The sequence below is a fragment of the Paracidovorax anthurii genome, assembly GCF_003269065.1.
GTDB lineage: Bacteria > Pseudomonadota > Gammaproteobacteria > Burkholderiales > Burkholderiaceae_C > Paracidovorax > Paracidovorax anthurii.
In genome coordinates this window covers 1-13,863 of sequence record NZ_QLTA01000013.1, presented here as the reverse complement: position 1 = coordinate 13,863, position 13,863 = coordinate 1, and the positions used below count along the sequence as shown (strand labels likewise).

The window sequence follows — 13,863 nt, the reverse complement described above, 5'->3', positions numbered from 1 at the left end:
CTCTTACAAAAATTGATGCGTTGGCATTCTAACGCCGGTCACGGAAAAGCCCGCACGCATCGCTGCGTGCGGGCCCCGGATCTCAACGATCGACGATGGCACCTCAGTGAAACTGCTCTTCTTCCGTGGAGCCCGTGAGCGCCGTCACGCTAGACTTGCCGCCCTGGATCACCGTCGTGACCTCGTCGAAATAACCGGTCCCCACCTCCTGCTGATGGGACACGAAGGTGTAGCCACGCTCCCTCGCGGAGAACTCGGGCTCCTGCACCTTCTCGACATAGGCAGACATGCCGCGCTTCACGTAGTCCTGGGCCAGATCGAACATGTTGAACCACATGCTGTGGATGCCCGCCAGGGTGATGAACTGGTACTTGTAGCCCATGGCACCCAATTCGCGCTGGAATTTCGCGATGGTGGCATCGTCCAGGTTCTTCTTCCAGTTGAACGAAGGAGAGCAGTTGTAGGCAAGGAGCTTGCCCGGATGCTTTGCGTGCACGGCCTCCGCGAATTTCTTGGCGAACTCCAGGTCGGGCGTGCCCGTCTCGCACCACACCAGATCAGCGTAGTCGGCATACGCCACCGCGCGGCTGATCGCCTGCTCCAGGCCCTTTTTGGTCTTGTAGAAACCTTCGGCCGTGCGCTCGCCCGTCAGGAAAGGCTTGTCGTTCGCGTCATAGTCGCTGGTGAGCAGATCGGCCGCCTCCGCATCGGTACGTGCGATCACCAGTGTCGGCACACCATAGACGTCCGCCGCCATGCGGGCCGCGATCAGCTTTTGCACGGCCTCCTGCGTAGGCACCAGCACCTTGCCACCCATGTGGCCACACTTTTTGACGGAGGCGAGTTGATCCTCGAAGTGGACACCCGCCGCGCCGGCACGGACCATGGCCTTCATCAACTCGAATGCATTCAGCACGCCACCAAAGCCGGCTTCGGCATCCGCCACGATCGGTGCGTGGTAGTCGATAAAACCCTCGTCGCCTGGATTGAGGCCCTTCGACCACTGGATTTCATCCGCCCGGGTGAAAGTGTTGTTGATGCGCTCGACCACCTTGGGCACGGAGTCCACCGGATAAAGCGACTGATCGGGATACATGGCCGCGTACTCGTTGTTGTCCGCGGCGACCTGCCAGCCGGAAAGGTAGATCGCCTTGACGCCGGCCTTGACCTGCTGCATCGCCTGCCCGCCCGTGAGCGCGCCCAGACAGTTCACGTAAGGCTCGTTGTGGACCAATTCCCAGAGCTTCTCGGCTCCGCGGCGCGCCAGCGTGTGCTCCACCTGGAAGGACCCGCGCAGGCGCACGACATCGGCCGCGCTGTAGCCGCGCTTGATACCTTTCCAGCGGGGGTTTTGCGCCCAGTCTTTTTCGAGGGCGGCGATTTGCTGTTCACGGCTCAATTGCTCATTGAAGGATTGGGGCATGGTCATCTCCAAAGGTTGAGGAAAAGCGGGGAACAGCACCGGGCTGTCCTTGGAGACAACTTTAGGTCTTGCACAAGACCTTGCCAAGCTCTTATGTCTTATACAAGACAAAAAAGTTTTCCTTTGATATCAACATCTTATCAATCTCATTTCTCAATGAGAAAAACAATTTCTCATATTGAGAAATATTGCGGCAGTGCAGCATCGCCATTTATCACAATACAAAAAAACATCTCGCCAACGAAAAATCATCCGCGAGGCCCCATCCAGTCACCGTACAGCAGCCGGGGGGCGCCGCGCAAGACAGCCGGATTGATTTCGTAGACCAGGCATATGAGCGCTTCGCCCGAAGCGAGACGCACCAGGATCTCGCGTTTCGCGTATTCTCCGCTGGGCTCGGGCCAGACCTCCTCGATCCGGTCGAGCCTTTGCTCGAGTTCCGCTGTGATGGCATACACCTCGCCAAGCACGGGCACCCTGCCAGCCCCCTCCGACGCCGGCCCCGACAACGCGATGCCGGGATAAGCGCCCAGGTCGTACAAGACACCCACGACGGTGGCGGCGCCAAGGTACCGAGGCGGCGGCGCAAGCCGAGTGATGTCGTTGCGGCCTCCCCGGCGCAGGGTTCCATAGACGAAGACATGGCGGAGGGCAGAGTCCGGCAGAGGCTCAGGCATGATGCAGTTTCATCCGTGTAATCAGCTTCGGCGCCGCAGTCTATCGGTGGCGCCGCGCCCGCATGCCAAGCCGCCCCATTGCCTATCTGTGCCTCGCCCTCAGCATGACCCTGGTGGGCAGCTACGTCGCCCTGTCCAAGCCGCTGTCCGCCGCCCTGCCCGTCTTCCTGCTGGCCTGGCTGCGTTTCGGCATTGGCGGCCTGGGCATGCTTTCCTGGCTGCGCAAGCCCACCGGGGAACCGCCACTGACGCCGCAGGTGCGGCGCCTGCTGTTCCTGGAGTCGTTCCTGGGCAATTTCCTGTTCACGCTGTGCATGATTTCCGGGGTCAGCCTGACCAATGCCGTCACGGCCGGCGTGACGATGGCGGGCATCCCCGCCGCCGTGGCGGTGATGAGCTGGTTCTTCCTGAAAGAGCAGGTCTCGCGCCGCACGTGGGCCGCGGTGGCCCTGGCGGTGGCGGGAATCGCGCTGTTCTCCGTCGCGCAGCCCGCCGGACACACCGGACACGGAGCGCCTGCGCCCGCGACGGATTCCAGCGATTGGGCCTGGCTGAGGCAATTGCTGCTCATCGGCGCAGTGCTGTGCGAGGCCGCCTATTCGGTGATCGGCAAGAAACTCACGGGATCGATGGGCCCGCGCCGCATCACGTCCTTGATCAACCTGTGGGGCTTCGTGCTGGCAACGCCTCTGGGGCTGTATGCGGCGCTGCAGTTCGACTTTGCCACCCTGGGTCCGGGCACGTGGCTGCTGCTGGTCTTCTATGCGCTGGCGGCCAGCGTCTGGACCGTGTGGCTCTGGATGACGGGCCTCAAGGTGGTGCCTGCGGCGCAGGGCGGCGTGTTCACCGTCATGCTGCCGGTCAGCGCGGCACTCGTGGGCGTGCTCGTGCTGGGCGAGCGCCTCACGCCGCTGCAATGGGTCGCATTCGCCATCGCGATCGCCAGCGTGGTGCTCGCAACCCTGCCGGCCCGTGTGCCATGGGCACGGCGCAACTCGCCCCCTGGCCGCTGAAATGCGAGGCACCAGGCCTCCCACCACGGCTTGCCAGCACGCCGCGCCGCGTTACTTGCCCGTCACCTTGCGGATGGGCGGCTTGATGCTGTCGCGGCGCGCAGGAAGCACGGGCGCATGCTCCCGGGGCGCATTGAGCACGATGCAGGTCGAGGTTTCGGCGAGCAGGCAAAAAGCGGTGACGACGGCATCGAGGTGGCTGACGTCGATCACGGCGATTTCCAGGATCCAGCTGTCGTCGCCCGTCACGTTGTAGGCATTGAGGACTTCGGGCGTCTGCCCGATCAGTTTGACCACCCGCGCGTACTCCGCCCTGCCGACGCGGATGATCGCGCGGATGCCATAGCCAAGCGCCGCGCAGTCCACGCGCGCGCCGTAGCCCTGGATGACGCCAGCCGCCTCCAGCTTGCGCACCCGCTCCGTCACGGCCGGCTGACTGAGGTGCACGCGCCGCCCCAGTTCCGCCATGGTGATGCGGCCGTCCTGCTGCAGGGCGGCAAGGATGCGGGCATCGTAGGCATCCAGATCATGGGTTTCGGTCATTTTGGGATTTCACCATGAAAACACAGGCAGGCTATCGATTCAACCGTTGAAGTGGCATGTCCTGCAACGCAATGCCTGCATACCATTCGGGCATGCAAATCACATCGCCCATCATGGCAGGTGCCGTGCGGCTTCCTGCCGGTGTTCTCATCGCCCTGCTGGCCTGCTACCTGCTGTGGGGATCGACGTATCTGGCCATCCGCATCGCGCTCGCGGGTTTTCCGCCGTTCTTCCAGATGGGTTCGCGCTTTCTGCTGGCAGGCGGTCTGTTGATGCTGTGGGCCGCATGGCAGGCACGTGGCCGTGGCGACACGGCGGCCGCGATGCCCACGCTCCGGCAATGGGGCCATGCCTTTGTCGTCGGCACGCTGATGCTGGGCGGCGGGATGGGCCTGATCGCCACGGCCAGCGTGCACATCGGCTCGGGCCTGATCGCGGCCTGCGTCGCCGTGGTCCCCATGATGATCACGGGCTGGGGTTTGCTGTGGGGACGCCGCCCGGGGCGCCGCGAACTCGCGGGCATGGCCATCGGTGCCATCGGCGTCCTGATGCTGGTGCGCGGGGAGAGCTTTTCCGCATCGCCCGCCAGCATGGCATGCGCCCTGGCGGCCACGGCCTGCTGGTCGCTGGGATCGGTGCTCTCCACCACGCGCATGCCACTCGCGCCGGGGGCCAGTGGCTTCGCCAGCGAGATGCTGTGCGGCGGCGCGGTGCTGATGGCAGTGTCCATGGCCTTGGGCGAGCAGCCCGCCTGGCCGCCCCGGCCGGCGGCAACGGCCGCGTGGCTCTATCTGGTGGTGGCGGGCTCGCTCATCGGCTTCAGCGCCTACATGTACCTGCTGGCCCATGCCAGCCCCGCGCTGGCGTCGAGCTATGCGTTCGTGAATCCGGTGATCGCGCTGCTGATCGGCAGCACCCTCGCGGGCGAAATCGTGACGGTCCATGAATGGCTGGCCTGCGGTGTGATTCTTATGGCCGTGGTGCTCATCATCGGGCAACGGCGCCCTCGCCCGGAGTGATTTCCGCACTCCGAAACGCCACGGGCCCACAGGCGGCACGACCGCAACAACTGGAGGCAAAAAAACGGTCCATTCCCTTGGAAACGCGTTTTTTTGCCATTAGCATCGGCGAGCCAGTGGAGAGCAGGTTTTCGCTGGTGACCGCTATTTCACTCCCAACAAGGAAAACCAACATGGCAACTGCAAAGAAAGCTCCGGCCACCGACGCCGCGGCGCCCGCCAAGAAGCGCACGCCCAACGCCGCCTTCATGAAGGCGCTGACGCCCAGCCCCGCGCTGGCCGCCGTCGTGGGCACGGCCCCGCTGCCCCGCACGGAGATCATCAGCAAGCTGTGGACCTACATCAAAGCCAACAATCTGCAGGACTCCGCCAACAAGCGCATGATCAACGCCGACGCGAAGCTCAAGGAAGTGTTCGGCAAGCCCCAGGTCTCGATGTTCGAGATGGCCGGCCTGATCGGCAAGCACGTCAAGTAACCGCAGATCGCAGCGGGCCGGCCCAGCCGGCTCCGCAGCCAGACAAAAGCCGGCACCTGCCGGCTTTTGTCTTTTCAGGCCGGAGCCGCGGCCAGGAGGCCAATGCCATGGATCCTTGACGGCCTTTGATCGCGAATGATTCGCGTCTGCCCTATCATTCGGCGGCTTTCCGCATCCCATTCGTTCAGAGACCCATCAAGAGACCCACCGCATGCGCATCCGCTTCCTGAATCTCATCGTCTCCGCCGGCCTGCTGGCCGCTGCCACCGGTACCGCGTCCGCTCAGGAGCAGGTCGTGAACCTGTACTCCGCCCGCCACTACGCCACCGACGAAGCGCTGTACACCGGCTTCACGCAGGCCACGGGCATCAAGATCAACCGGGTGGACGCCGACGATGCCGGCATCATGGCGCGCCTGAAGGCCGAAGGCACGGCATCGCCCGCCGACGTGATCCTGCTGGTGGACGCGGCCCGCCTCTACCGCGGCGAGGCGGACGGCCTGTTCCTGCCCATCAAGTCGAAGGTGCTGGAAGACGCCATTCCCGCCAACCTGCACGCCAAGCCCGCCGCCGATGGCGGCATCACCTGGTTCGGCCTGTCCACGCGCGCCCGCGTGATCGTCTACAACAAGGCCAAGGTGAACAAGGACGACGTGGACACCTACGAAGAGCTCGGCGACCCCAAGAACAAGGGCAAGATCTGCATCCGCTCGGGCTCGCACTCCTACAACCTGAGCCTGTTCGGCGCCGTCACCGAGCACATGGGCGAGCAGAAGGCCGAGGCCTGGCTCAAGGGCGTGGTGGCCAACCTCGCGCGCGCACCCAAGGGCGGCGACACCGACCAGATCCGCGCCGTGGCGGCCGGCGAATGCGACATCGCCGTCACCAACAGCTATTACCTCGCGCGCATCCTGCGCTCGGACAAGCCCGAGGACAAGGATGTGGCCAGCAAGGTGGCCGTGGTGTTCCCCAACCAGCAGTCGTGGGGCACGCACCTGAACATCGCCGGCGGCGCGGTGGCCCGCCATTCCAAGAACCAGGCCAACGCCATCAAGTTCCTGGAATATCTCGCCAGCCCCACGGCCCAGAACTACTTCGCCAACGGCAACAACGAGTGGCCTGCCGCCAAGGGCGTGACCTCGGACAACCCGGCGCTGCGCGCAATGACCGGCGGCCAGCCGTTCAAGAGCGAGACGATCCCGATCAGCGCCGTGGGCGAGCACATGCCCAAGGTGCAGCAGATGCTGGACCGCGTGGGCTTCAAGTAAGCCCTCGCGAGACGCGCACGGCGCGGGCCCGGACAGGCCCCGCCTCTTCCAGGAAAGCCCGGCATGCCGGGCTTTTTTTCGTCCGGGCGCGCGGATTCTTCCAACATAATTGACGTTTACGTCAACGTCATATCCATTCAGGGAGACAGATCCATGGACATCCAGGGCAAGGTTTTCATCGTCACCGGCGGCGCATCGGGGCTGGGAGAAGGCACGGCGCGCATGCTGTCGGCGCAGGGGGGGCACGTGGTGATCGCGGACATGCAGGCCGAGCGGGGCGAGGCCGTGGCGCGCGAGATCGGCGGTACCTTCGTGCGCTGCGACGTGACAAGCGAGGCCGACGGGCAGGCCGTGGTGGCGCAGGCCGTGGCCCGGGGCAAGCTCATGGGCCTGGTCAATTGCGCGGGCATCGCCCCGGCCGAGAAGACCGTGGGCAAGAGCGGCGCGCACGGCCTGGCGCTGTTCACCAAGACGGTGACGGTGAACCTGATCGGCAGCTTCAACATGATCCGCCTCGCCGCCGAGGCCATGTGCCGCAACGATCCCGAGCCCACGGGCGAGCGCGGGGTGCTGATCTCCACGGCCAGCGTGGCCGCGTACGACGGCCAGATCGGCCAGGCGGCCTATTCCGCCTCAAAAGGTGGCATCGTGGGGATGACGCTGCCCATCGCGCGCGATCTGGCGCGCAACGGCATCCGCAACATGACCATCGCCCCCGGCATCTTCGGCACCCCGATGCTGTTCGGCATGCCCCAGGAGGTGCAGGACGCGCTGGCTGCGGGCGTGCCCTTCCCCAGCCGGCTGGGCACGCCGGAGGACTACGCGCGCCTCGCGCGGCACATCTTCGAGAACGACATGCTCAACGGCGAGGTGATCCGGCTGGACGGCGCGATCCGCATGGCGCCGCGCTGAGCCGCCGCACGGGCGGCGGGCTACGCGCCCGCGCGCAATTGCTCGCGCAGGCGCTGCCCGATGTCCGGCCGCTCCAGGAACGGGTCGGGCGGATTGCGCACGGCCACGATGCTCTCGATGCGGCTTTGCACGTTGCCCAGGGCCTGCGGGTGGCTGAAGAGGTAGAAACGGTTGGCGGCGATGCCGTCGAACACCATCCGCGCCACGTCGGCCGCCGTGACCTTGCCGCTGTCCACGGCCTTGCCGGTCATGGCTTGGCCGATGAGCTGGCTGCGCGTGAGGGGCGCGGCCGGCGCATCGGGGCGGTTGCGCTCGCTGCGGCCTATGCCGGTGGGCACGAAGTACGGGCAGAGCACGCTGGCGCCGATCTGGTCGGTGACCAGGGCCAGGTCCTGGTAGAGGGTTTCGGTGAGGCTCACCACGGCATGCTTGCTCACGTTGTAGATGCCCATGTTGGGCGGCGTGAGCAGGCCGGCCATGCTGGCCGTGTTGACGATGTGGCCGCGCCAGGCGGGGTCTTGCCGCGCGGCGTCGAGCATCATGGGGGTGAAGAGGCGCACGCCGTGCACCACGCCCATGAGGTTCACGCCCAGCACCCAGTTCCAGTCGGCGACGGAGTTCTCCCACACGAGGCCGCCCGCGCCCACGCCGGCGTTGTTGAACACGAAGTGCGGTGCCCCGAAACGCGCACGCACGTCTGCCGCCAAGCCCTCCATCTGGGCGGCATCGGACACGTCCACGCGCCGCGCCAGCACCTCGGCGCCGGCCGCGCGCAGCTCGGCCTCGGCGGCGTCCAGCGCGTCCTGCTGGACGTCCACCAGCACGAGGCGCATGCCGCGCTGCGCGCCGATGCGCGCGCATTCGAGGCCGAAGCCCGATCCCGCGCCAGTGAGCACGGCGGTTTTTCCCTGGAAGTCATCGATCATGGCGAGGGGGTCTCCACGGTGGAGAGGGTGTAGCCGATGCGCGGGAAGTGCACGTGCAGCAGGCCCGCGCGCGGATCGGTGCGCGCCAGCGTATAGCGCGTGCGCGTGGCGGCGATGAGCGTGCCCTCGGTGGGCTCGGTGCCGAAGCTCTCGGCCGCGATGGCCACGCGCGTGCCCAGGGGGATGCCATGCTCGTCCTGGAACACGTCGCCCACCAGCGGCAGAGGTTCGGCATTGGCGGCGACGGTGATGGCGTCCTGCGCGCTGAATTTCTCCAGGCGCCCGTGGCCGATGGCGGCGATGCGGTCCATCCATTCGAGCACGGCGGGCGTGGCCTTGAAGATGTCCGCCATCACCGGCACGCACTGGCGGGTGAACCACAGCGGGTGGTAGGCCGCGAAATCCGCCACGCAGGGCTCGGCGCCGAAGAGGTATTCATGCTCTTCCACCATGTGCGCGATGCGCCGCAGGTACGAGCGGTAGGCGGCCGAGGCGTCCTGCGGGCGCAGCCGGCTCATGCCGGCGCTCATGGTGCGGCGATCGGCGCCGAAGGCCTGGGCCATCGCCGGCGGCAGGTTGGCGAAGAGCTCGGCCGCGCCGCGCGGCTGCAGGTTGTAGGCCATCGCGGCCCAGAAGAGCGACGTGTCCGCCCACTGGGCGAACACCCGCGCCACGCCCTTGAGGTGCGGCGGGTAGAGCACGGGCTCGGGCTGGAGGTGTTCGAGCACGTCGCAGATCAGGGCCGTGTCGCAATGGATGTCGGCGCCGATCTGCAGGAACGGCGTGCGCCGGTAGCCGCCGGTGAGGGCCACCACGTCGGGCTTGGGCGCGATGCTGGGCACGACCACCGACTTCCAGGCGACCTGCTTGAAGCCGAGCGCGATGCGGATCTTCTCGGAGAAGGGCGACGAGGGATAGTGGTGCAGGATGGGTTCGGGCGAGCTGGTCATTGCATCTCCTGGAAGAAGAAAGGCCGGACGGCAACACTACCCGCGTGCGGGCGGCGGTGTCCAGAGCATCTCGACATGGGGAATGCCATCTTCGAGGTATTCGGGCGACACGGTGGCGAAACCCGCCTCGCCATAGAAGCGCTGCAGGTGCGCCTGCGCGCTGATGCGCACCGCGTGCCCGGGCCAGGCCGCCGCGCAGCGCCCCAGGCCCTCGCGCACCAGCGCGCGGCCCGCGCCGGTGCCGCGCGCCTCGGGCGCGGTGACCACGCGGCCGATGGAAGGCTCGGGGTATTTCACGCCGGGGTCGGTCACGCGCAGGCCGGCCTGCAACCGGCCCGCATCGTCGCGGCCCAGCAGGTGCCACGACCGCTTGTCGGCATCGTCCGGGTCCTGGTAGGGGCCCTGCTCCAGGATGAACACGCGGCAGCGCAGCGCGAGCGCATCGTGCAGCGCATGCACGCCCAGATCGTCGAAGCGGGACCAATGCCAGTGCAGGCCCGGCGCCATCAGGCGAGCTTCACCAGCTGCTTGCCGAAGTTCCGGCCCTTGAGCAGGCCCAGGAAGGCCTCGGGCGCGGCCGCGATGCCCTGCGCCACGGTCTCGCGCGGGCGCAGCTTGCCCGTGGCCACCAGCCCGCCCAGCTCCTTGAGCGCCTCGGGCCAGACCTCCATGTGCTCGCTCACGATGAAGCCCTGCACCTTCATGCGGTTGACGAGGATGAGGGTCGGGTTCTGCAGCGGCAGCGGCTGGCCGTCGTAGCCGGCGATCATGCCGCACACGGCAACGCGGGCGAAGGCATTGGCGCGCAGCAGCACGGCATCGAGGATATGGCCGCCCACGTTCTCGAAGTAGCCGTCGATGCCGTCGGGGCAGGCGTCCTTGAGCGCCTTGGACATGGCCTTGAGGTCGCCGTGCTCGCGGTGGTCGATGCAGGCATCGAAGCCCAGTTCATCGACCACATAGCGGCATTTGTCCGGCCCGCCCGCGATGCCCACCACGCGGCAGCCGCGCGCCTTGGCGAGCGCGCCGAAGGCGCTGCCCACGGCACCCGAGGCAGCACTCACCACCACCGTTTCGCCGGCCTTCGGCTCGATGATCTTCACGAGGCCATACCACGCCGTCACGCCCGGCATGCCCACGGCGCCCAGGTAGTGGGACAGCGGCACGTGCGTGGTGTCCACCTTGCGGAGCATGCCGGGCGCATTGCCGTCCACCACGCTGTATTCCTGCCAGCCGCCCATGCCCACCACCTTGTCGCCCACGGCGAACTTCGGATGCCGGCTCTCGGCCACCTCGCCCACCGTGCCGCCGATCATCACCTCGCCCAGAGGCTGCGAGGCCGCATAGCTCTTGCTGTCGTTCATGCGACCGCGCATGTACGGGTCCAGGCTCAGGTAGTGGTGGCGCACCAGTATCTGGCCGTCCTGCAGCGGGGGCGTGTCGGTGGCGGTCAGCCTGAAATTGCCGGCCGTGGCCTCGCCCTGCGGGCGGTTGTCCAGAAGGATCTGCTGGTTGCGGGGCATGGGGAATCTCCTTTCAAGGTTGGGGATGGGAACACCCATCGATCACTATTCTTTTAATAGCAAAGAATGCAGAAAACACGGCGACATGGAGGCTCTTTGAATCAAAAACGCCCCCAGCGGACTCAATCGGTGGGCACCGAGGCCGCGGGCGGCGCGGGGCGCTTCATGTACTTGAAGGTGCCGGTGGCGTGGCTGCACAGGCGCCCTTCGGCGTCGAACACGCTGGCCTCGGTGAACGCCAGCGCCAGCGTGCGGTGCAGCAGCCGGCCGCGCGCCACCAGGGGGCCGCGCGCGGCCTGCATGAAGCTGGTCTTCATCTCGACGGTGACCACGCCCATGTCCGCGGGCCCCTCGCTGCGCGCGGCGGTGGCCATGGCCACGTCGATCAGCGCCATGGTGGCGCCGCCGTGCGTGACACCGAAGGAATTCAGGTGCTCGGGCTGCGCGGCATAGCGCAGCTCGGACTCGCCGCCCTCCATGCGGTGCAGCGTGAAGCCGAGATGGCTGACAAAGGGGATTTCGACACCGAAACTCAACACGGGCAGACACTCCATCGTTGCAAGGGAGCCGGCAGCATAGCGAAGCGCGAGGCCGCCCGCACGCCTGCGCGGCGGGCCATCGCGCGCGGCCGCATCAACCGCCGGTGACCACGCTCACGCCGCCGTCCACGGCCAGCCACTGCCCCGTGATGTGCTTGCCCGCATCCGACGCATAGAGCAGGCACAGCCCCTTCAGGTCCTCGTCGTCGCCCAGCCGGCGCAGCGGCGCGTGCGCGGCCATCTTCTCCTCGCCCAGCGTCTCGATCAGCGCGGACGCCATCCGGGTCTTGAAGAAGCCCGGGCAGATCGCGTTCACGTTGATGCCGTGCACGCCCCACTCCGCCGCCAGCGCCCGCGTGAAGTTGATCACGGCGCCCTTGGAGGTGTTGTAGGCGATGGTCTTCATTTCGATCGGATTGCCCGCCAGCCCGGCGATGGAGGCCACGTTGATGATGCGGCCACCGCGGCGCGGGATCATGCTGTGCCGGGCGATGGCCTGCGAAAGCAGGAAGTAGCCGCGCACGTTGAGGTTCATCACCTTGTCCCACGCGGCCGTGGGGTGGTCCTCGGCCGGCGCGCCCCAGCTCGCGCCCGCGTTGTTGACGAGGATGTCCACGTCGCCCAGGCGCTGCAGCGTCTCCTGCGCGAGGCGCTGGATGTCGGCCTCCTGCCCGCAGTCGGCGGCGATCCAGCGCGCGTCGATGCCCGCGTCCTGCAGCGTGGCCACGGCCTCCTCCAGGTCGGCCGCCTTGCGCGAGGTCAGCATGATCTTCGCCCCCGCCTCGCCCAGCGCATGGGCCAGTTGCAGACCCAGCCCACGCGAGCCGCCGGTAACGAGGGCGGTCTTGCCGGAGAGATCGAAGAGTTGCTGGACCGTGCGCGGCATGGGGGCTCCTGTGAGGCTGAAGGCAGTGCGAAAGATTGTGGGGCGGCTGGCCGGACGCGGTTGTCGCGTGGGTGATTGGGGGTGTTTGAAGACCGCATCGAGCCGTCGCAGCAGGCGCAAACCCCAATCAACGATTCCCGTCATCCCTGGATGGATGGGCGTGGAGCTTTCTCTCCTGTGCTTTGCCATCTTTTCGGGCATTTTTCTGGCCTTCGTCCTTGCGGCCATGGCTCACGTGCCGCCACCGAGCCCATGGCATTGGAGACGCCGCAGAGGCACACCCCATGCCTGGCATCCTGCGCCCCAAGGCAGACGCAAGCCCGAATGGGTCATTCGCCAAGTCTTGCGCCTGAGCCTGCACATCCCCAGCGGACGCCAAGTCGCCCACGTGTTCAATCGGCTTCATGGCAATCGGCTCATCATCAGCAAGACCTTTGTCTATCAGTGCCGTGCGCAGCATGCCGAGCGTCTGGCCGAGATGCGCCGTGCGATGCGGCGGCGTTCCCCCTGGCCCCTGGCAACGAACCAGACCTGGGGCCTCGACCTGAGCAGCGTGCCAGTGTCCGATGGCGCCCGCGTGAACATCCTTGGCATCCTGGATCACGGCTCGCGCCTGTGCATCCAGCTGCAGGCCCTGCCGGGCAAATGCACCTGGACCTTGCTCGGGCATCTGCTGATCGCCATCGGGCACCATGGCAAACCCCACGCCATCCGCACCGACAATGAGGCCATGTTCACCAGCCGGCTCTGGCGCACTGCATTGGGCCTGCTGGGCATTCGACACCAACGCAGCGCGCCGGGGTGCCCGTGGCAGAACGGCCGGATCGAGCGGTTCTTCAGCACGCTCAAGCCCGTTCTACGATCCATGCGCCTGACGGCCGAAAAACTGCCAGCGGCGCTGGCCGGGTTCGCCAACTTTTACAACGGAACCTGGGCGGCTTGACGCCACACGAAGCTTGGCAAGGCATTACCTGGGCAGATGTGCACCGGGCGCAGGGCCGAGGGGAATGGGTGCAGGCATGCGAGGGGCTGCTGTGGGGTTAGCGGCCTCGATGTTGAAGCTTCACCTGCCTACCAACGCCCGCCGAGCCATGCTGTCCGCAATGCAGCAGGGCGGATTGCGCCTGGAAGGCGGTTTCTCCTGCATCCATCGCGCAAACGAGGTGAAATTCTTCCTGGCCAGGAACCGATTCAGTCCTTGGTAGGCCGGGATTGCTGAAGAAATGGGCAAGGTATCTTGAAAAAATGTCTTGTTTCTCAGCAGCCGAGATGTTGCGGACATGCGGACAGAACAGGACAGGAAAAATGGATTTAGCGCATCAGCACGCTCATGCGTTTATTGTGCAGACCTTCCCTAAGAACGTGTTTACGATCTTCTGAGTAGCAGAGCCAGAAACGCCAAGTGGACGAACTGTAAGCTGGTGTTGAGCCATCGCTCACAGTTCTTCCATAGCCGCCGGTTCTTGTCCAGCCAAGCAAAGCTGCGCTCAACCACCCAGCGCTTGGGCATGACCTTGAAGGTGTGCAACTCGCTTCTCTTGGCGATCTGCACCGTCACATGCTCACCCAGGATGTCCTTGACGCCTTGCGCGAAGGGCTCGCCTGTGTAACCGCTGTCCGTCAGCACACTTTGCACCCGCCCCAGCGAGCGCTTGCAGCGCTTGAAGGCCGCAAGCGCTCCCTTGCGATCAGTCACTTGGGCTGTGGTT

General features: G+C 66.2%; 16 protein-coding genes. 6 read left to right on the top strand and 10 right to left on the bottom strand.

All coding sequences use genetic code 11. From position 1 onward, the window contains the following. Positions 1 to 103: 103 nt before the first annotated feature. The gene (gene aceA, locus AX018_RS08510) at positions 104 to 1,423 is read right to left on the bottom strand and encodes an isocitrate lyase (RefSeq protein ID WP_111876946.1); all 1,320 of its coding nucleotides are present in this window, start codon (positions 1,421 to 1,423) and stop codon (positions 104 to 106) included. Between the two features lie 248 nt (positions 1,424 to 1,671). Further along, a complete protein-coding gene (locus AX018_RS08505) occupies positions 1,672 to 2,100 on the bottom strand; it encodes a gamma-glutamylcyclotransferase family protein (RefSeq protein ID WP_111876869.1) in 429 nt (142 codons plus the stop codon). Positions 2,101 to 2,162: 62 nt separating this feature from the next. Here AX018_RS08505 and AX018_RS08500 point away from each other — a divergent pair, with 62 nt between their 5' ends. Beyond that, a complete protein-coding gene (locus AX018_RS08500; protein WP_111876868.1) occupies positions 2,163 to 3,113 on the top strand; it encodes a DMT family transporter in 951 nt (316 codons plus the stop codon). A 51-nt stretch (positions 3,114 to 3,164) separates the two neighbouring features. Here AX018_RS08500 and AX018_RS08495 read toward each other — a convergent pair whose 3' ends face one another. Continuing rightward, the gene (locus AX018_RS08495) at positions 3,165 to 3,656 is read right to left on the bottom strand and encodes an Lrp/AsnC family transcriptional regulator (protein WP_111876867.1); all 492 of its coding nucleotides are present in this window, start codon (positions 3,654 to 3,656) and stop codon (positions 3,165 to 3,167) included. A 92-nt stretch (positions 3,657 to 3,748) separates the two neighbouring features. On the opposite strand from AX018_RS08495, the gene AX018_RS08490 reads away from it, so the two are divergent. The 4 genes from AX018_RS08490 (at position 3,749) to AX018_RS08475 (ending at position 7,330) form a co-directional block, all read left to right on the top strand. Beyond that, a complete protein-coding gene (locus AX018_RS08490) occupies positions 3,749 to 4,675 on the top strand; it encodes an EamA family transporter (RefSeq protein ID WP_111876866.1) in 927 nt (308 codons plus the stop codon). Between the two features lie 173 nt (positions 4,676 to 4,848). Beyond that, positions 4,849 to 5,151 (top strand): SWIB/MDM2 domain-containing protein, encoded by a 303-nt coding sequence (locus AX018_RS08485; RefSeq protein WP_111876865.1) that lies wholly within the window; start codon positions 4,849 to 4,851, stop codon positions 5,149 to 5,151. 211 nt (positions 5,152 to 5,362) lie between these two features. Further along, positions 5,363 to 6,418 carry an extracellular solute-binding protein gene (locus AX018_RS08480; protein ID WP_111876864.1) on the top strand — a complete coding sequence of 352 codons (1,056 nt, stop codon included), beginning with the start codon at positions 5,363 to 5,365 and terminating at the stop codon, positions 6,416 to 6,418. A gap of 153 nt (positions 6,419 to 6,571) precedes the next feature. Continuing rightward, entirely contained in the window at positions 6,572 to 7,330 is a 759-nt protein-coding gene (locus tag AX018_RS08475; protein WP_111876863.1) for a 3-hydroxyacyl-CoA dehydrogenase, read from the top strand. Positions 7,331 to 7,350: 20 nt separating this feature from the next. Here AX018_RS08475 and AX018_RS08470 read toward each other — a convergent pair whose 3' ends face one another. From AX018_RS08470 to AX018_RS08445, 6 genes are all read right to left on the bottom strand, one after another. Then, positions 7,351 to 8,256, bottom strand: coding sequence for an SDR family oxidoreductase (locus AX018_RS08470; RefSeq protein ID WP_111876862.1), 906 nt, complete (start codon positions 8,254 to 8,256; stop codon positions 7,351 to 7,353). Next, complete coding sequence (locus AX018_RS08465; protein WP_111876861.1) at positions 8,253 to 9,206, bottom strand: glutathione S-transferase family protein; 954 nt, start codon at positions 9,204 to 9,206, stop codon at positions 8,253 to 8,255. The genes AX018_RS08470 and AX018_RS08465 overlap by 4 nt, the downstream gene beginning before the upstream one ends. Before the next feature lie 36 nt (positions 9,207 to 9,242). After that, the gene (locus AX018_RS08460) at positions 9,243 to 9,713 is read right to left on the bottom strand and encodes a GNAT family N-acetyltransferase (protein ID WP_111876860.1); all 471 of its coding nucleotides are present in this window, start codon (positions 9,711 to 9,713) and stop codon (positions 9,243 to 9,245) included. Continuing rightward, complete coding sequence (locus tag AX018_RS08455; RefSeq protein ID WP_111876859.1) at positions 9,713 to 10,729, bottom strand: NADP-dependent oxidoreductase; 1,017 nt, start codon at positions 10,727 to 10,729, stop codon at positions 9,713 to 9,715. The genes AX018_RS08460 and AX018_RS08455 overlap by 1 nt, the downstream gene beginning before the upstream one ends. Before the next feature lie 122 nt (positions 10,730 to 10,851). Further along, on the bottom strand, positions 10,852 to 11,268 hold the full coding sequence (locus AX018_RS08450; protein ID WP_111876945.1) for a PaaI family thioesterase: 417 nt from the start codon (positions 11,266 to 11,268) through the stop codon (positions 10,852 to 10,854). Between the two features lie 94 nt (positions 11,269 to 11,362). Beyond that, complete coding sequence (locus AX018_RS08445; RefSeq protein WP_111876858.1) at positions 11,363 to 12,154, bottom strand: SDR family oxidoreductase; 792 nt, start codon at positions 12,152 to 12,154, stop codon at positions 11,363 to 11,365. 160 nt (positions 12,155 to 12,314) lie between these two features. Here AX018_RS08445 and AX018_RS08440 point away from each other — a divergent pair, with 160 nt between their 5' ends. Continuing rightward, positions 12,315 to 13,097 carry a DDE-type integrase/transposase/recombinase gene (locus AX018_RS08440; protein WP_170146213.1) on the top strand — a complete coding sequence of 261 codons (783 nt, stop codon included), beginning with the start codon at positions 12,315 to 12,317 and terminating at the stop codon, positions 13,095 to 13,097. Positions 13,098 to 13,520: 423 nt separating this feature from the next. Here AX018_RS08440 and AX018_RS08435 read toward each other — a convergent pair. Then, on the bottom strand, positions 13,521 to 13,863 hold a 343-nt coding region (locus AX018_RS08435), incomplete at its 5' end, for a transposase (protein ID WP_146749262.1).